This window comes from Spirosoma endophyticum (assembly GCF_900112365.1).
Taxonomy (GTDB): Bacteria; Bacteroidota; Bacteroidia; order Cytophagales; family Spirosomataceae; genus Spirosoma; species Spirosoma endophyticum.
The window spans coordinates 164,291-182,127 of sequence record NZ_FOLQ01000001.1 but is presented as its reverse complement, the minus strand read 5'-3'; the positions used below and the strand labels follow the sequence as shown (position 1 = coordinate 182,127).

At 52.1% G+C, this 17,837-nt stretch carries 17 protein-coding genes; 4 read left to right on the top strand and 13 right to left on the bottom strand.

What is annotated here, in order from left to right; genetic code table 11:
* Positions 1-17 precede the first annotated feature (17 nt).
* The 5 genes from BM202_RS00705 to BM202_RS00685 form a co-directional block, all read right to left on the bottom strand.
* Positions 18-623 (bottom strand): hypothetical protein, encoded by a 606-nt coding sequence (locus BM202_RS00705; RefSeq protein ID WP_093822555.1) that lies wholly within the window; start codon positions 621-623, stop codon positions 18-20.
* Positions 624-710: 87 nt separating this feature from the next.
* Complete coding sequence (locus BM202_RS00700; protein ID WP_093822554.1) at positions 711-2,165, bottom strand: TolC family protein; 1,455 nt, start codon at positions 2,163-2,165, stop codon at positions 711-713.
* Complete coding sequence (locus BM202_RS00695; protein WP_093822553.1) at positions 2,140-5,340, bottom strand: efflux RND transporter permease subunit; 3,201 nt, start codon at positions 5,338-5,340, stop codon at positions 2,140-2,142. Before BM202_RS00695 ends, BM202_RS00700 begins: the two co-directional genes overlap by 26 nt.
* Before the next feature lie 114 nt (positions 5,341-5,454).
* Positions 5,455-6,600 (bottom strand): efflux RND transporter periplasmic adaptor subunit, encoded by a 1,146-nt coding sequence (locus BM202_RS00690; protein ID WP_093822552.1) that lies wholly within the window; start codon positions 6,598-6,600, stop codon positions 5,455-5,457.
* Positions 6,601-6,771: 171 nt separating this feature from the next.
* Complete coding sequence (locus BM202_RS00685) at positions 6,772-7,176, bottom strand: hypothetical protein (RefSeq protein ID WP_143100611.1); 405 nt, start codon at positions 7,174-7,176, stop codon at positions 6,772-6,774.
* 208 nt (positions 7,177-7,384) lie between these two features.
* Between BM202_RS00685 and BM202_RS00680 the strand changes: the two genes are divergently transcribed.
* The 3 genes from BM202_RS00680 (at position 7,385) to BM202_RS00670 (ending at position 9,885) form a co-directional block, all read left to right on the top strand.
* Positions 7,385-7,915, top strand: a complete 531-nt coding sequence (locus BM202_RS00680) for a GNAT family N-acetyltransferase (RefSeq protein ID WP_093822550.1) — start codon at positions 7,385-7,387, stop codon at positions 7,913-7,915.
* 54 nt (positions 7,916-7,969) lie between these two features.
* On the top strand, positions 7,970-8,668 hold the full coding sequence (locus BM202_RS00675; RefSeq protein WP_093822549.1) for an SDR family NAD(P)-dependent oxidoreductase: 699 nt from the start codon (positions 7,970-7,972) through the stop codon (positions 8,666-8,668).
* A 215-nt stretch (positions 8,669-8,883) separates the two neighbouring features.
* Positions 8,884-9,885, top strand: a complete 1,002-nt coding sequence (locus BM202_RS00670) for a type I glyceraldehyde-3-phosphate dehydrogenase (RefSeq protein WP_093822548.1) — start codon at positions 8,884-8,886, stop codon at positions 9,883-9,885.
* Between the two features lie 132 nt (positions 9,886-10,017).
* On the opposite strand, the gene BM202_RS00665 is transcribed toward BM202_RS00670, so the two are convergent.
* From BM202_RS00665 to BM202_RS38025, 7 genes are all read right to left on the bottom strand, one after another.
* Positions 10,018-10,263 (bottom strand): Atu4866 domain-containing protein, encoded by a 246-nt coding sequence (locus BM202_RS00665; protein WP_093822547.1) that lies wholly within the window; start codon positions 10,261-10,263, stop codon positions 10,018-10,020.
* 72 nt (positions 10,264-10,335) lie between these two features.
* Positions 10,336-11,187 carry an oxidoreductase gene (locus BM202_RS00660; RefSeq protein WP_093822546.1) on the bottom strand — a complete coding sequence of 284 codons (852 nt, stop codon included), beginning with the start codon at positions 11,185-11,187 and terminating at the stop codon, positions 10,336-10,338.
* A gap of 16 nt (positions 11,188-11,203) precedes the next feature.
* On the bottom strand, positions 11,204-12,043 hold the full coding sequence (locus BM202_RS00655) for an SDR family NAD(P)-dependent oxidoreductase (protein ID WP_093822545.1): 840 nt from the start codon (positions 12,041-12,043) through the stop codon (positions 11,204-11,206).
* 82 nt (positions 12,044-12,125) lie between these two features.
* Positions 12,126-13,028 carry a helix-turn-helix domain-containing protein gene (locus BM202_RS00650; protein WP_093822544.1) on the bottom strand — a complete coding sequence of 301 codons (903 nt, stop codon included), beginning with the start codon at positions 13,026-13,028 and terminating at the stop codon, positions 12,126-12,128.
* Positions 13,029-13,132: 104 nt separating this feature from the next.
* A complete protein-coding gene (locus BM202_RS00645) occupies positions 13,133-14,884 on the bottom strand; it encodes an outer membrane beta-barrel family protein (RefSeq protein ID WP_245776469.1) in 1,752 nt (583 codons plus the stop codon).
* Positions 14,881-15,279 carry a TonB-dependent receptor plug domain-containing protein gene (locus BM202_RS38030; protein WP_245776468.1) on the bottom strand — a complete coding sequence of 133 codons (399 nt, stop codon included), beginning with the start codon at positions 15,277-15,279 and terminating at the stop codon, positions 14,881-14,883. The genes BM202_RS00645 and BM202_RS38030 overlap by 4 nt, the downstream gene beginning before the upstream one ends.
* Positions 15,249-15,584 carry a carboxypeptidase regulatory-like domain-containing protein gene (locus tag BM202_RS38025; RefSeq protein ID WP_245776467.1) on the bottom strand — a complete coding sequence of 112 codons (336 nt, stop codon included), beginning with the start codon at positions 15,582-15,584 and terminating at the stop codon, positions 15,249-15,251. Before BM202_RS38025 ends, BM202_RS38030 begins: the two co-directional genes overlap by 31 nt.
* A 268-nt stretch (positions 15,585-15,852) precedes the next feature.
* Here BM202_RS38025 and BM202_RS00640 point away from each other — a divergent pair, with 268 nt between their 5' ends.
* Complete coding sequence (locus BM202_RS00640) at positions 15,853-16,035, top strand: helix-turn-helix domain-containing protein (protein ID WP_093822543.1); 183 nt, start codon at positions 15,853-15,855, stop codon at positions 16,033-16,035.
* 20 nt (positions 16,036-16,055) lie between these two features.
* Here BM202_RS00640 and ggt read toward each other — a convergent pair whose 3' ends face one another.
* Positions 16,056-17,798 carry a gamma-glutamyltransferase gene (gene ggt, locus BM202_RS00635; RefSeq protein WP_093822542.1) on the bottom strand — a complete coding sequence of 581 codons (1,743 nt, stop codon included), beginning with the start codon at positions 17,796-17,798 and terminating at the stop codon, positions 16,056-16,058.
* Positions 17,799-17,837 lie beyond the last annotated feature (39 nt).

The window sequence follows — 17,837 nt, the reverse complement described above, 5'->3', positions numbered from 1 at the left end:
GTTCAGTCAGGCGTCCTTTACTTCATTTTGGGAATGCCGATTTGCAGGCCGACATTGACCGTAAAGAACTTCGAGGTCTGGTCAAAATTCACGTTACCGATCGTACCAACATTCGTGCTGCCATTCTTATTGCCAAACATGATATTGTAGGCACCTTCGGCAAAAATCCCCAGATTGCCGAAGGCCAGCATAAGACCCACCTTGGGCGCGACACCCGCATTGGTCGAATTGATTTTGCTGCTTTCCTGCCCGTTGAATTTGACTCTCGTTCCAACGGAATAAGCCCCTACTTCGGCGCCAATGTAGGGCCGTAAAGCACCTTCCGTAAAATAATAATCAACCATTGCCGTAATGGGAATGATAGCGGCTGAATATTCCAGTGTTTGCCCTGCGGCTGAAATACTTCGGCTTTCGCCAAAGGCTTTCACGCCAATCCCCACATCCAGCTTTGACCCAAGAAAAATCTTGGCATTTAAACCACCTCCATAAATCGTTTTCGAATTTTGAACATCCGAGAAGGCTGCGGACCCATTGATCCCAACCGAAAACTGAGCAAATGAAGGGGTCAACCCCAGCAGACAAAATGCTAAAACGGCAATAAAGCCACCGTAAATCCTTTTCATTGTGAATTTTGATTAAATAAGTGAACAGTTTGTAGGCAATAACCGCCAAATGATACAATAGTTTAAGTGAATAGAGCGTGTATTCTCCTACTCCCATCCGCCACCCAGTGCCCTGTATAAGCCAACCAGCGACAGAAACTGGGATCGTTTCGTTTCGATCAGGGCCAGTTCGGCGTCCAGCACACTACGTTGGGCGGTGATCACCTCCAGATACGTAGCATAGCCATTCACAAACAACTCATTCGACGTAGTAGCCGCCTGCCGCAGCACGGCCACTTCCTGCCGTTGCAGTTCCGCTACGTTCCGGTAGTTGTCCAATCCCTTCAGGCTGCTCACCACTTCGCTAACGCCGGTCAGAATCGTTTTTTGATAGGCAAAATAAGCTTCCCGACTCCGGGCAACGGAAATCGTATAATTTCCTTTCAATAACCGGCGATTAAAAATAGGGGCCGCCAGCCCGCCAATGGCACCAGCCGCAATGGACGCCGGGTCCAACAGCGAGGACACGCGAAAAGCATTGAAGCCTACGTAAGGCGTTAGCGTCAGCGAGGGCAGAAACTCGGCCTGGGCCACGGCAATATCAACGTTGGCGGCCTCCAGTTCGCGTTCTGCCTGCCGAATGTCGGGCCGACGACGTACTAATTGAGACGGCAGACCAGCCAGTATCTGAGCTGGAATTTTCTGATCTTCGATAGATTGCCCCCGGACGATCGGCTGCGGATACCGACCCAGTAACGTATTTAACTGATTCTCGGCGTCAACAATCTCCTGCCGAACCCCGCCCTCCCGACTGCGGGTGTTTAACAATTGCGCTGTAAACTGCTGAACGGCCAGCTCCGTGACGCGACCGGCGGCTTTCTGTACGTTCACCAATTCGACAGCCCGTTGCTGTAGCGCTTCATTCTCCCGAATGATCTCCAGCTCGGCATCGAGCGCCAAGAGCGTATAATACAGCCGGGCCACTTCACCGGTGAGGGCCGTTACAACCAGGTTTCGGCCTTCCTGCGACGCCAGCAAACGCGTGTAGGCAGCCTGCCGACGGTTGCGGAGTTTGCCCCAGATGTCCAGTTCCCACGAACTGCGCAGTCCGAGAAAGAAATCGGGTGTGGGGTTGGGAATGCGACTCTGACCGACTATGTTTTCGGATAGATTCGTATCGAAATTCCCCACGCCGTTCAGGGTATATTTTCCGTATCGGTCGACTCCGGCTGCAGCGACGGCGTTCACGCTCGGCAGCAATGCACCCCGGCTGATCTGGAAACTGGCCTGCGCCATCTCGATACGCTGGAGCGCCATCCTAAGATCAGGGTTTTGGGTCAACGCTGTATCGATTAGCTGCACCAGATTTTTATCGGCAAAGAGAGTTTGCCGGGGTAAACGCCCGATTGTGGTGGAGTCATCGCTGCCCGCAAACGATACGGGTAGTGAAACGTCCGGCATTTTCGGTAGCGTGTGCATAACCCGGCAACCACTCAGGCTGACCAGAAAAAGAAGCAAACCGAGACGATAACCTATTTTAGGCTTGTTCAAGTAAGGCACCATTTGTTTTTGTTGATGGGATAGTCGGCAACGATTCGTCGTCGGTGGGTGGGGTTTTCGATGCGAAGCGCTGCGCCAGTTTAGCAAACAGAATATAAAGGCCCGGCACTAGCACCAGCCCAAATATGGTACCAATGAGCATGCCGCCCGCAGCCGCCGTACCAATGGATCGGTTACCTACTGCTCCGGCCCCAGAGGCAATACAGAGCGGAATCAGGCCGGCGATAAAAGCCAGGGACGTCATCAGAATAGGTCGTAACCGCGTGACAGCTCCCTCAATAGCCGCCTTCACAATGGGAAGTCCCTCCTGCTGACGCTGGTTAGCAAATTCCACGATCAGGATGGCATTCTTTCCCAGCAAACCGATGAGCATAACCAGCGAAACCTGTGCGTAAATGTTATTTTGCAGCCCCGCCAGTTGCAGGCACAAAAACGAGCCAAAAATCCCCGCCGGTAACGACAGCAGTACCGACAAAGGCAAAAACAGGCTTTCGTATTGCGCCACCAGCAGTAGGTACACGAAGATCAGACAGAGCAGGAAGATATAAATGGCCTGGTCGCCTGACAAAACTTCCTCCCGCGACATGCCCGACCATTCAAACGAGTAGCCACGCGGCAGTACGTTCGCGGCCACTTCCTGAACGGCATTCAGAGCATCGCCACTGCTGTAGCCCGGTGCCGGGTCACCGTTGATGAGAGCCGACATGTACATGTTATAGCGGGTAATCTGCTCCGGCCCATACACCCGCTTGAGGCTGATAAAGTTGGAGAACGGCACCATTTCACCAGCTTCATTCTTAACCCGCAGCGCCAGTACGTCCTCTGGCTTGGCCCGGTATTCGGGCAGGGCCTGCACCATGACTTTATACATCTGCCCGAAACGGATGAAATTGGAGGCATAATAGCTCCCCATCAGCGTTTGCAGCGTGCCCATCGCATTGTCAATCGAAACGCCTTTCTGAGCCGCCTTGTCCTGATCGACCTGCAACAGATACTGCGGAAAACTTGGGTCGAAACTCGTAAACGCGTTTCCGATTTCAGGCCGTTTTTTTAAGGCCGCAATGAACTCATCGGCCACTTTTTTGGTCTTTTGCAGATCGCCTGTGCCCGTACGGTCGAGCATCCGTAGTTCAAAACCGCTGGAATTCCCGAAGCCGGGAACGGTGGGTGGCGGAAAGAACTGGATGCTGGCATCCTGAATGGTCCGGGTTTTCTCTTCCAGCGCAGCAATAATTTCTTCCATCGTTTGCGTCCGCTGATCCCAGGTTTTCAGGTTGACCATCCCCATCCCGTAAGAAGCCCCCACGCCATCGGTCATCAGACTATAACCCGCCAGCGTCGATACGTTCTCGACGGCGTCCATTTTCGACGCGACCTGTTGAATTTTGTCCAGTACATCTTCGGTCCGTTTGACAGTTGCCCCAACTGGAGTCGTTACGTTCACGTAAATCATACCCTGATCTTCGGTTGGAATGAATCCACTGGGCAGGAAGGAACTGATGCCCCAGGTACCGGCCACGAATACCAGAAACATCGCCACCGTTACCAAACCCCGGCTGGCCACCCGTTTGAGCAAGCCCTGGTAGCGACCCGTTAATTTGTCGAAGCCTCGATTGAAACTGGCAAAAAAACGTCCCAAAAGGTCCTTTGGCGCATGGCCGTGGGTGTTACAGAGTAAGAGCGCGCATAAAGCCGGGGTTAACGTAACGGCATTGACACCGGAAATAACAATGGCGACCGCCAACGTTAGCGAGAACTGGCGATAGAAAATCCCGACCGGACCCGACATAAACGCGACCGGCACAAACACCGCCGACATGACCAGCGTTATCGCCACCAGCGCTCCGCTGATTTCTTTCATGGCGGCAAACGTAGCGGCTCGTGGCGACAGATGGCCAGCCCCGCTTTCGGCCATTTTGGCGTGTACGGCTTCCACGACCACGATGGCATTATCGACTACGATACCAATGGCCAGCACCAGCGCAAACAGCGTGAGCAGGTTAATCGAAAACCCGATCAGGCTCATGAACGCAAACGCACCGACCAGCGCAACCGGCACCGCCAGCGCGCAAATCAGGGTGGAGCGCCAGTCTTGCAAGAACAGAAACACGACCAGAAACACCAGCACGAATGCCTCAATCAGCGTGCGAATAACTTCGTGAATCGAAGCGTCCAGAAAGCGCGATACGTCATAGGCGAAGTTGTAGGTCATGCCGGGCGGGAAGTTTGTTTTCTTTAACTCCGCCATGCGGGCTTTCACGTTGTTGATTACGTCCCGGGCGTTGGAACCAGGACGTTGTTTGAGCATGATCGACGCCGACGGTCGTCCGTCGGTTTTGGACAGCACGTCGTAATCCAGCGACCCGAATTCAACCTCGGCCACATCTTTCAGGCGCAAAATCGAGCCGTCTGGTTCGGCCCGCAGCACAAGATTTTCGTATTGTTTGGGCTCGAAGAACTTTCCGCTATACCGCAATACGTATTGGAGCATATTCGGCTTCCGGTCGGCACTTTCGCCCGCTTTTCCGGGGGCAGCCTCCACATTTTGTTTCCGGATGGCCGCAATCACTTCGTCGGGCGATACGTCGTAGGCCGTCATCCGGTCGGGTTTGAGCCAGACGCGCATCGAGTATTCCCGCGAGCCCATGATGTCGACGAAGCCTACGCCATCGATCCGCTTGAGTTCGGCCAGTACGTTGATGTCGGCGAAGTTGTAAATGAACTTCTCGTCGACCGACGGGTCTTCGCTGAAAATATTGAGGTAGAGCAGCATGCTGTTCACCTCTTTCTCCGTCGACACACCCGCCTTGATGACTTCTTCGGGCAGCTCATCAAGCACCGTAGTAACCCGGTTCTGAACGCCCATTGCCGCCAGATCGGGATCGGTCCCCACGTTGAAAAACACCTGAATAATCGTACTGCCATCATTGCCTGACACCGAGTTCATGTATACCATGCCCGGCACTCCGTTGATGGCCCGTTCCAGCGGCATGGCAACCGCTTTAGTGGCCACTTCGGCGTTAGCGCCTGTGTATTTGGCCGTTACGGTAACGGAGGGCGGAACAATGTCGGGAAATTGCGTGACCGGCAAGCCCGTCAGCGCCAACACCCCCAGCAGCGTGATAACTACCGAAATCACCGCCGATAGCAGCGGTCTTTTTATAAATAAATCAAACATAGAAAAACCGTTTACAGTGGTCGGTTGGGTTTACGGTTTCTGGTATACGGTGGGCTGCCGCATAAATAGCGCGCGGCAGCCCACCGTATACCAAAACCGTAAACCAAAAACCTGTTATTGTTTAGCAACCGTGTTGGAAGACGATACCGTATCGGCAGTGAATGCTTTGGGAATGATCAGCATGCCATCGCGGATGTTCTGAATGCCTTCGTAAACGACCCGCTCACCTGCTTTTAGACCCGACAGGACAATGTAGTTGCTGTCTACCCGTCCCTGCGGCACGAAACTTCGGGTTTTCACTTTATTGGCCGCATCGACCACATACACATAGTTCTTGTCCTGCACCTCAAAGACCGCTTTCTGAGGCACCAGCAGGGCATCATTGACCGGGTTGGTCAGGCGAATTTTACCGGAAGAGCCGTGCCGGAGCAATTTGTTGGGGTTCGGGAAACGCGCCCGGAAAGCAATCGTTCCCGCGCCTTCTTCAAAAACGCTTTCCATCGTTTCGATACGTCCTTTGTAGGCGTAGGGCGTCTCATCGGCGAGCAGCATTTCCACTTCCTGGCCATTTCGACCGTCGCGTTTGGGATTCTTTTTGAGGTAATTCAGGTATTCTTTCTCCGATACGTCGAAGTAAGCATACACATCCCGCACGTCGGAAACGGTGGTCAGCAGGGCACCTTCCTCGATTAAGCTCCCCATCTTGAACGGAATCCGGTTGATCGTACCATCGAAAGGGGCTTTGATACCCGCATGCGACAGCCGTAGCGCGGCTGTCGCGCGAATCGATTTCATTTCGTCAATCGCGGCCCGTGCGGCTTCCAGCTTGGCTTTCGCCAGGTCCAGTTCCGACGGCGAGACGATCTTTTTGTCGACCAGCAACTGCACCCGCCCCATTTCAACTTCATCGGTTTTGGCTTTGGCGACGGCGCTTTTGAGGTTGGCACTCGCCCGGTCAAATTCGGCCTGGTATTCGGCTTCATTCAATTTGAACAGTAACTGCCCTTTGTGAACCGTCTGCCCTTCGTCGACGTAAATTTTTTCCAGAAAGCCGGATACACGGGCCCGGATCTCGACGTTTTGGGTGGCTTCTAACCGGCTCACGTAATCCCGTTTCAGCGTTGTTGCCTGTCGGGTCAGTTGAACCACGGGCAGTGTCAGTGTCTCCGGCGGCTCACTTTCCGCGTCTTTGTCCTTGGTGGCGCAACCAACCAGCAGTAAACAGACCAGCAGGGGCATCCGACTTACTTTGTTTTTCATGAATAGTGTGATAAATCAGCAACAGCCACTTGAAAAACCACATGGATTTTCAACTAACCAGATCACTGGAAATTGACAAAAAAAGAACGTAGCAAAAAAGGTAGGGAAACGATATGAATCGTTTAAGCAGCTCATCTAAAACTCAACACGTCGATGCGTCCGAGCGTTGGCTTAGGCTCTATACTGAGGGGGTGGGGCAATAATCTCCGACACGGCTATAGGCATGTGTGCGGGTCGAAATACTAAGGTACCTCTCGTCAGATAATGAATTGACGGCAACAGGGGAGTAAACCGGAACAGTTGCGTGAACGCGTAGTCCTGTTCCTGTTCGGCAGCTTCAGTCTCGTCGTCCGGGTCATCATGCTCCGGGATCGCATCCGCCATACCCAGGCATTTTTCCAGCACAAACTCACTGATACTCTCTATCTCATTGATCGACAAATCCTTGTGGTACGTAGTGGCCCGACCTGATAGCGTAGTCCTATCAGGCGTATCTATGCTAATATTGAGGACGTGAAGCGCCATCAGAAAGCATAGGATTCGGTACACCAGAAAATTTCGTCGACGTATGTTCATACCGGCTAGAAAAACAAATTTACACCGGTTCATTAAAAACACATTAAAAAAAGAAAGATAAAACGCCAGGCTTCTTATTAAACTTCTTAAAATATAACTATATCAGGAATTGGTTCAACTGAGGAGTTTATCTAATCAGTCATTAGCCTTACTTTTAGCCAAAGCGCCCGTTTAATTAAGCCAGGGGCACGGTAGCTCATCTTCATGTATGACTTTTCTGCGAATCACGGCTGAACATCCACATCTGGCCACTATCCAGACCTGGTATGAAACATCATTTCCAGCGAACGAACGACGCCGTTTTGATGCGCTACGTCAGCTTCTCCCCTACTCCGATATGCATCTGTGCGCGTTGATCGATGAGGATCGGCTCGTTGGATTTATCATCTACTGGCAATGGCCGTCTGTGGTGTTTGTTGAGCATTTTGCCATTGATCCAACCCTGCGTGGCAACCAGTTAGGCCAGCGGGCGCTCGACGAGCTACTACGTATCGACAGCCTTTATTTCATTTTGGAAGTCGAACTGCCCCAGGACGACATCGGTCGCCGACGGATTCAATTTTACGAACGACAGGGTTTTTCGCTCAATCCATTTCCGTATGCGCAACCGCCCTACGAAGTGGGTAACCCGCCCATACCCATGCACTTACTATCTATCCCAATTATGCCCAGCCAGGACGAATTTGATACGATAAGCGTCTTGATTAAAGAGCGGATCTACGAACGGTTTTATCATTAATTACAGATTGGAACAGCTATCTTGTCAAGCTAAACACAAGCTATCTTATCGTTTATGGCAACCATTTTTCTAACGGGCGCATCAGGTGGCTTAGGCCATGTCGTCACACAAACCCTGCTAAATCAGGGGCACCGGGTTATCGCTACGGTTCATTCCGCCACGAATACCCGCCAGCGATCGGCCGACTCCCCTGGTGAACTGGTTTCGTATCCCGTTGACCTAACCGATGCGGTGGCGGTTGATACATTGGTGAAACAGGTAATTACAAACCACGGCCCTATCGACGCGGCTGTGCTGCTGGCGGGCGGGTTTACGCTGGGTTCGTTGCTGGAGACGGATGCCGCGCAGATCGATACTATGCTAACGATGAACTTCAAAACAGCCTACAACGCTGTGCAACCGATTTTTGCCCACATGACCCAGCAACCGACCGGTGGCCGGTTTGTACTGATTGGTGCCCGGCCGGCGCTGGACGTGCAGTCGGGGCAGCATCTGGTTGCCTATGCCCTGTCGAAGTCACTGCTGTTCCAGTTGTCGGACATCATCAATGCCACCGGTAAGCCGAACAGTATTGTTTCGACTGTTATCTTGCCCAGCACCATTGATACGTCCACAAATCGGCAGGCTATGCCGGACGCTGATTTTACAACCTGGGTCGATCCGCAGGATTTAGCCGACATGATCACCTTCGTTCTCTTCGACAAAGGCCGCATCTTACGCGAACCTGTCCTGAAAGTCTATAATCGGGCCTGAGTTTGGCAGCCAGTCGGGTGGGATTTCCAGACGGTCCTGCTTCCTTTCCACAAGTGAGATTTTGGGACATTCATAAATTAAGACAGGCGATTTGGTAACTGTAGATGCGTTTAACGTGTTGACTTTATAAGACGATGACAATCCCTTCAGTCCCTGTGCAGGATTGATTCTGACATCTTACACTACTTAAAACAAACCATCTAATCACAATCAGTATGAAACGTATTGCCTTGTACGGGTTCGGCCGAATTGGACGGCAGTTCCTTCGGATTGGTCTTAGTAACAACTTGTTTGTTCCCGTTTCTATTTCAGACATTAAAGATGAGGCTACCCTGGCGGCTTTATTTGAAGTCGATACCAATTACGGTCGCTGGACAGAGCCGGTTTCGGGCGGAGAGGGCCACATTACGGTCGGTGATCGAAAAATTCCGTACATCAATTCAGCCAAAGAGATCCCGGATTGGGCAGCACTAGGCGTCGATCTGGTCGTTGACTGCACAGGCCGGGCCACCACCCGCGCCGGGGCACAGGCTCACCTCGACCGGGGTGCCAAGTACGTATTGGTCAGCGCCCCCAGCAAATCGCTGGCCGATTGCGACGCGGTCTTATTGAAAGGCATCAACCTGGATTCATTCGATCCGGAAACCCATAAGATAATCAGCATGGCCAGTTGCACGACCAATGGGCTGGCGTCGGTGGTGAAAGTCATCAAAGAAAACTTTGGCATCACGTCCGGGCTCTTCTCGACGGTTCACTCCTACACCAACACACAGTCCCTGACCGATCAGCCGATGAAAGACCGGCGCGATTCGTGGGCAGCTGCCGAAAACATTATTCCTTCGTCGTCGGGAGCCGCGCGGGCGTTGCAGTTTATCTGGCCCGATCTCAAGATCACCGGTAAAGCGTATCGGGTACCAACCCGCACGGGCAGCATCGCCGAATTAAACCTGCTTACCGAAAAACCCTGCACCGTGCAGGAGGTCAACGACGCGTTCCGCAAGGCGGCTGCAGAAGGTCCCCTGAAAGGGGTGATGGACGTATTGGAAGGCGAATGGGCCTCGTCGCGCATTGTTGGTGACCCGCATTCATCCATTATTGATCTACCGCTGACCATGAAAGAAGGCGATCTATTGTCGGTAGCCGCCTGGTATGACAACGAATGGGGCTTTTCGAACCGGCTGGCTGAAGTAGCCGCGTATCTGGCCGAACGGATTTAGGTAAATCCCCAGAAGTACATAGCACTGAAAGCAAAACGAGTGAGCAGGAGTTTGTAACAAACTTCTGCTCACTCGTTTTGCTTTCACTCTATCAGTATGTTGCAAAGACAGTACTTCTACCAAACCCAGGCGTTAAGTCGTTCCTTCTTTGTAAAGGACCATACCGGCATGATAAAGAATGCCATCCCGAAAGTCGCCATCAGCCGTAAATCCGGTATCGTCTACATACTCAATGTGGTCTCCCTCCAGCGTATAACGACCCTGATACGCGCTTTTTCTGGAACCTCTGGCTTCATCGTACCGACCATTCGGCAGAAGTTCATGACGGATATATCCGTCTTTAGTGACCCAAAGGCCAATGTATGTTTTAGTTTCCATGAACCTATAATTTCGCATAAAGCGCAAGGCAGTATACTCATAGTCAATACCTTACGATTTTTCGCCTAATTTTTAGACATCAACGGTAAAACCAGTTGACACCGTTACGTCCTTCCAGTTTTCCAGGTCGTTCTGAACGGCCTTTATTTTCACATAGGCCATATCGTAGGCATCCTGGCCCAGAAATAAATGCATCGGCGGGTTTTCTACCGATGCCAGTTGGATCAGAGCGGCCACGGCTTTTTCGGGATCGCCCGGCTGATTCCCGGCAATCTCCATCTGGTGAGCCGCCTGCGACTGCCGGACGGCTTCGTAAGCGTCAATCTGGCGAGTCGGAACGCCCAACGAACTGGAGGAAAGAAAGTCCGTTCGGAAGTAGCCCGGCTCAACCACCGTTACGTTGATGCCGAACGCGCTGGCTTCCGCAGCCAGCGACTCCGAGAAACCCGCAACGGCAAACTTGGTGGCACAGTAAATGCCAAATCCTGGAAATGTACCCGTGAAACCCCCTATGGATGAGATATTAATGATGTGCCCGGCCTGTTGTGCGCGTAGATGCGGCATAACATTCCGGATGACGTTCAACGAACCGAACACATTCACATCGAAATTTTCGCGCGCTTCCTGATCGGTCAGTTCTTCGATACTACCCAATAAACCATAGCCCGCGTTATTGACCACGACGTCGATACGACCAAAGTGTTCAATCGTAGCGTTGATAGCCTCTGCCACACTGGTTTCGGTTTTCAAATCGACGGCCAAAGGCAGAAAGCGGGCATCCGTAGAACCAACCGCCTGGCGCAGGTCGTCGCGGTTTCTTGACGTAGCGGCTACGGAAAAACCGTTGTCCAGCAGTTGTTTAACCAAGGATAGGCCAAGACCTTTGGAGGCTCCGGTAACGAACCAAATTTGTTGCGTATTCATAAGTGTGTTTTGTTTTTTAATTGGCAAAATCCGTTGATTTAGTCAGTGCTTCCTGACGTGTAAAGGCGTTGTTAAGCAGGTCAAGCTTGTTCATCGCCCGCTGGTAGGCATCGCTGCCCAGAAGTAAATAAAGGGGGGGATTGGGCTGACTGGCAACCTGAATCATGGCCGCTGCGGCTTTCTCGGGATCACCGGCCTGGGCCCCATCCATTGTCAGGTACTTAGCGTGTGACGCCCGAACTCCTTTGTAAGCGTCAAGGGGATGCTCAGCCAGCATGAGGGAGTCGGGCGTAAGGAAACTGGTGCGAAAGGCACCCGGTGCGACAACCGTTACGTTGATACCGAACGAATTAACGTCCTGAGCCAGCACTTCGGACAAGCCGACGACGGCAAATTTTGTGGCGGCATAAACTGCCCAACCCGTGTTGCCCGCGATACCGGCAATGGACGAAATGTTGATGATGTGCCCGGACCGCTGGGCGCGCAGGTACGGCATTACCTTCCGAATCACGTTCAACATGCCAAATACGTTGACATCAAAACTGGCTCTGGTTTCCTGATCCGACAGTTCCTCAATGCTACCACCGATGCCGTAGCCTGCGTTATTAACGACTATATCAATACGATTGAAGGTATCATGGGCTTTCTGAATAGCCAGCGCAACACTTGCCTCGCTGGACAGATCAGCGTGTACCGGTAAGAAGGTGGCGCTGGGTGGACCAACAGCCCTGATTAATTCGTCCTCATGTCGGGACGTAGCGGCTACGGAGTGGCCAGCCGCCAGCAATTGGTTGACTAGGCTAAGGCCCAAGCCCTTAGACGCCCCGGTAACAAACCAGACTTTTTCATTGACCATAATTCTGCTCGTTTAACGAGAGCAAAATTAGTGGGCGTCGGCGCGGTGGTACTTGCGCCATTCAAACGGATACTTGCAAAATTCAAACAGTGCGATACGCGGAGGGTGTCAATTGGGTTTGCTTTTTGAAAAAGTTATTGAAATGGGCCGGTTCTTCGAAGCCGAGGCTGTAGCTGATTTCGGCAATATTCCAGTCGGTATGCTTCAGTAAGGCTTTGGCTTCACTCGCCAGGCGTTCCGCAATATGGTCGGTCGTGGTTCGGCCGGTTGTTTCCCGGATGGACCGGTTCAGGTGATTGACATGTACCGAAAGCTGCTGCGCAAAGTCGTTGGCGGACCGCAGCTTAAACCGCTGTGCAGGCGATTCGATGGGAAACTGACGTTCCAGCAATTCCGTAAAAACGGCCGTGATCCTAGATTTGGCATCGGCGTGCTGGTACAGTGTTTCCGAGGGTTGCATTTTGAGCGCGTAGTGAATCAACTCCGTTACGTAGTTCCTAAGCAGGTCATACTTATACTGGTAATCCCCGTTCAATTCATCAATCATTTTCACAAACAACTGACTAACGTGTTCATCCTGAGATGGCTCAAGCAGATAAGAAGGTTTACCACCCGCACTAACCATAGGTAATTCATGCACGCTACCCCGAATTTTCTGGGTAAAAAAAGCCTCTTTGAAAATACAGAAAAAGCCAGTCTTATCGTCCGATAGTGACTCCCAGGCATAGGGCACTTGGGGGTTAAAAAACATGAGTGTCGACCCCTCGATCTCGATGCTCTTATCCGCGTAGTGGTATACGTTTCGACCCCGGATCAGGCTGATCTTGTAAAAATCCCGACGGCTATACTGTACGGGTACGGCCGTTGGCCCAATACAATCTTCTAATCGAAATACATTAAAATGCCCAATATCCTGTTGCAGGTTATCGGGTAACCAATTGAATTTCTTTTGATAGAAATCTTCCAGTGTTTCAATTTGTGCCATACGGCAAAATTATATAATTCAAACCAAGATGCCTACTATATAGCTTCAACAAGGCTCAGGAGTTTTCCGAAAAACGGGCACCGCCCTCATCAGGAATACCGTAGTTAAAATTCTTTGTCACCAAACTCATTCGTCGGCAATTTGGCCGGTTTGCTACGCTGGCGTAGGGAATAACTGATATTGATCAGGAGGATGTCGCGTTCCTGGATGTAATTGGTCGTTGTATAAAAATCCTGACCACGGGTCGTAATACGTTGCTCGTTCGTCGGTAGCCTGCCCAGTCCGATGTTCTGCCATTGCAACATGACCGCCAGCCGGTTTTGTACGAAACTTTTCTTGACGGAGAGATTCGGCACAAAGAATCGCGAGTCTTCTCCCTGAGCCGTAATGCGTTGAGACAGGTAGTTCAGGTTGGCTTGCAGTACCCAGGTGGGTGAAGGCTGAACGGTCGTGTTGGCATTGAACGAATAAGCCCATGCCTGGTTGTTGAATACCACTGCATTCTGAAACAATTGTCCGGCAATTATGGATCGATACACCGTACCACCGACATACAGCTTCCAACGTTTGGTAATGGTTAGATCCATCGTTACTTCGAGGCCCAGCCGCTGTGCCCGACCCGCGTTGGTATAGATACGGTTCAGAATGGTGTCAGCAAAAACGCTGTTCACCCGATTCACGATATGTTGTATGTTTTGATGGTAAACCGTTGCCTGTACTGTATTTCGGCCCATGATCCGTGTCATACTCAATTCACTCAGGTCTACAAACTCGGGAAGCAACGCCGGGTCGCCCTGTTCGAGGGTTTCCGAGTGTTCGCGTTCGGGCAGTGGGTTGAGGGCTAGATTGCTTGTGCGCTGTACCCGGCGGCTGTAGCCGAATCGAAATTGCCAGGCGTCTTTGGGCCGATATACGACATTCAGCGACGGAAACAGGTTGTTCAGGGTAAGGGGGTACGCCTGCCCTTGTGGTCGGATTTCTACCTGCCGTTCAGCCGATTCGACGCGCAGACCAGCCGTGTATTCCAAGCTTTTCGATTTGTGGCCGTACTGGCTGTACAGGCTGTGAATCTGGTTGTTAATACGGGCCTGACCCGTAAAGGCGCTGACTTCCAGGAGCGGTAGCCCTCGCCCGTTTTGTTCTAAAAACCGATAATTACCATCATCCTGCTGGTTACGGTATTGATAGCCCGCTTCGAACCGCCCGCCCGCCAATGGCCAGGTCGCATCGATATTGGCCCGGACATTGCCGATCGGGCGATCGGTGGTGGTGCGTGTATATTGCAGCGTGTCGCGCGTGTCCGTCCGAAGCAGGTTAAGATTACGGGTGAAACCATCCAGGTAATCATATTCATAAAGTACACTCGCGCTCAAGTTAGCTTTGTTGGCAAAGGTATGGGTGTAGTCGAGGTTAGCCGTGAAAAATTGACCCCGCTTACGAACCAGGTTGGCATTGTAGTAAGCTATCTGACTGATACCGAATCCCGTTTGCTGATCCTTCCTGCGGTTATTATAAAATAAATCAGCGGTGCGGTCTTCGGTGCGATACCCATAAAATAGGCCTCCCGACCATACATCCGTTTTAGTGGGCGTAAAGCTGACGGCCAGCCGGTTGGTAAATGTATACCGGTCAAAACTTCGCTCGCCCAGGCTTGGAAACTGTGTAAACCGGTTGCCCAGCGTCGTGTTCGCATCGCCCTCGCGCCGACCGGCCAGGTCACTACGTAGATAGGCCGAACTCAAGGTCCAGTCCCAGCGGGCCGACCGGTAACTGAGCGTCACGTCAGTGCCATACCGAACCGGTTTTTGGGTATTTCCGAAATCATTCAGACTGGGCAGGCCTTTCTGGACATTCACCAACACCGATAAACCCAGGTCGGCCCCCGACTTGGTGGTGATGGCGATGATACCCGCCTTGCCATCGGGGCATAGCGGGCCGAGGGCGTCGTGATCACGTCAATGGACTCAATCGTGTTGGCGGGCAGTTGGTTGAGCAATGTCCCCAGATTGGCCTGTACGTGTTTTCCGTTTAACAGAACCAAAAAACCGTTGGCTCCCCGCTGGGTAACTTCGCCCTCGGCGTTCATACTGATACCCGGCAGGTTACGTAGCAAATCTGTTGCTGTGCCACCCACCGCCGACCCAAAATGCGCAGCCCGATATGTTTGCCGGTCGGCTTTTACCGTTAAGTCGGCCCGCTGCCCGGTGACAACAACCTCGTTCAGTTGATTCTTCGCGAGCTCAAGCAGCACCTACCCGCATTGAAAACGTCCCCACACTTGAGCGTTACGGGCACGACCTGGGGTTTATAGCCCAGGAAAAACGTTTTAAGCTGATACTGACCCGGCGCAACATGGGTAATATGAAAAACACCTGCCGAGTCGGCAAGGGCGCCTGTTACGGCTACCGAATCTGCTTTACGATACAGGGCCACACTAACGAAAGGAACGGGTTTTGACGTAGTTCCGTCAACAATAACCCCCGTTAGCGCCACTTGCCCCAGCGCCAGATGTCCACCACTCGAAAATAAGAGCAGGAAGAGGAAACGTAGTTTCATATTGATAAGCTAGTCGATTGTTATAATGCCGAGCAGCTATTATTTGTTTATTCCCTAGTTTACCAATAGGTTGCCATTCCTGATTTGGTCCGTCAACGCATCTCCTTCTCGTCCGTTGTGATGATACGTTGGTGTAGCGCACGGCTGCCTGAATCGCCCCGCGATTAATCAGCCACTTGGGTGGTCTATAACATTTTACGTTAACAAATCCTTGATATACTGTAAGCGGTATGCTCTTCAACCGAGAGATTGACAACTTACCGGACTCATGCCCAAGCACATACAAGGAACCCTATTTTATACCCTCCCGGAAGCAGCCATAGCGTTGCACATCTCGGTTGGCAAGTTAAAAAGCTACTTAGACCAAAGCAGACTGACCAGCGAACGGATTGGCCGAACCGTGTTGATTCGGGAAGAAATTCTGAGCGCTTATCTGGCTAAACGAACGTAGTTCAGGCCATTTGGCAGGTTCTAGTATCCAGCGGCCTGCCCATCTTTACGCATTTCGCTCGCGCCCCGATAAATTCGGTTCACGGCATCCCACTGAATGGCCTGATACCCACCAAAAAAATCCGTCCCGGTCAGGTGATGCCCGCGCTTTTCAAGCTCCGTCCGTACATCGGCCGAAATTCCGCTTTCGAGCGCCAGCCGTCCGCCATCGGTCATGAGTCCGCCAATGGGCTCCCCACTGCCGGAATGGCTAAACCGAGCCGCATCGCCCGCTTCCTGAACGTTCATGCCAAAGTCAATAATGTTGCACAATATCTGTACATGACCCTGGGGTTGCATAGCACCACCCATGACGCCAAAACTCAGAAACGGCTCACCATTTTTGGTAACGAAGCCCGGAATGATGGTCGAAAATGGGCGCTTGGCTGGCCCGTAAACGTTAGCGTGGTCAGGTTGCAGGTTAAAGCTTGTCCCTCGATTATGAAACACAAACCCCAGTCCGTCGGGCACCATGCCACTGCCAAACTCCAGCATATTGCTTTGAATCAATGACACCATGTTACCCTGATCATCGGCAACGGTCAGGTAGACCGTATCGCCGTTGCGCAGGGTTGGCATGCCAGCGTCAATTCGTTCGGCGGCTTTCTTCGGATCAATCAGCTTGCGTCGCTGAGCGGCATATTCTCTGGATATCAGCCAGTTGAGGGGTATTTTACTAAAGTCGGGATCGGCATAATAACGCGCTCGGTCTTCAAAGGCTAACTTCTTGGCTTCCACCAGCACATGGAGATAATCGGCGCTATTATGGCCCATTGCTTTCAAATCAAACCCTTCCAGTACGTTCAGCATTTGCAGAACGGCAACGCCCTGTCCGTTTGGGGGCAATTCGTACACGTCATACCCGCGGTAGTTGACCGACACCGGCTCGACCCACTGGCTTTGGTGAGCCGCCAAATCAGCTTTGCGGAGATACAAACCCGCCCGTCGGGCGTAGCGGTCAATGGCATCGGCGATTGGGCCATTATAAAAAGCATCCCGCCCACCGCTGGCAATTTTTTCATACGTAGTGGCCAGATCCGGATTACGAAATACCTGTCCTTCAGTGGGTGCTTTTCCATCAATAAGAAACGTCTTACGAAAATTAGTAAACTCGTTGATAACTGCTTCCTGCGCGGCAAGTCGTTGAGCCGCCACCTGCCAGGAGTAGGCAATCACCTGAGGAACGGGAACCCCTTCCCGCGCATACCGAATGCTGGGTGCCAGTAGCCTGGCGACGGGCAATTTGCCGAACCGTTTGTGCAGCTGAAACCAGCCATCCACGGTGCCCGGCACCGAAACAGACAGCGGCCCGTAAAGTGGAATCTGCGTACGGCTTCCTAAGACATCTTTCATTGCCTGATACGTCAACCCGTTGGGCGATCGTCCACTGGCATTCAGGCCGTAAAGTTTTCGCTCCTTTGCCGACCAGACAATGGCAAACAAATCGCCCCCAATCCCGCCATTATTTGGTTCAACCACGCCCAATGCCGCATTGGCCGCGATGGCGGCATCGACGGCTGTGCCACCCTGCTTCAATACGTCCAGACCAATCTGGGTAGCCAGCGGATGGCTCGTAGCCACCATACCCTGCCGTCCAAGTACAGGACTTCGGGTGGCAAAATTGAATCCAGTTAGCCGGTCACCTTTACCTGTCTGCTGCCCATGCAATCGAGCAGTAGTCAGCATTATCACGATCAATACGTACCCGAAATATAAAATTTTCATCTGACGATAATTGGTAGGGAGCTTTGCCGAGCTCCGTAA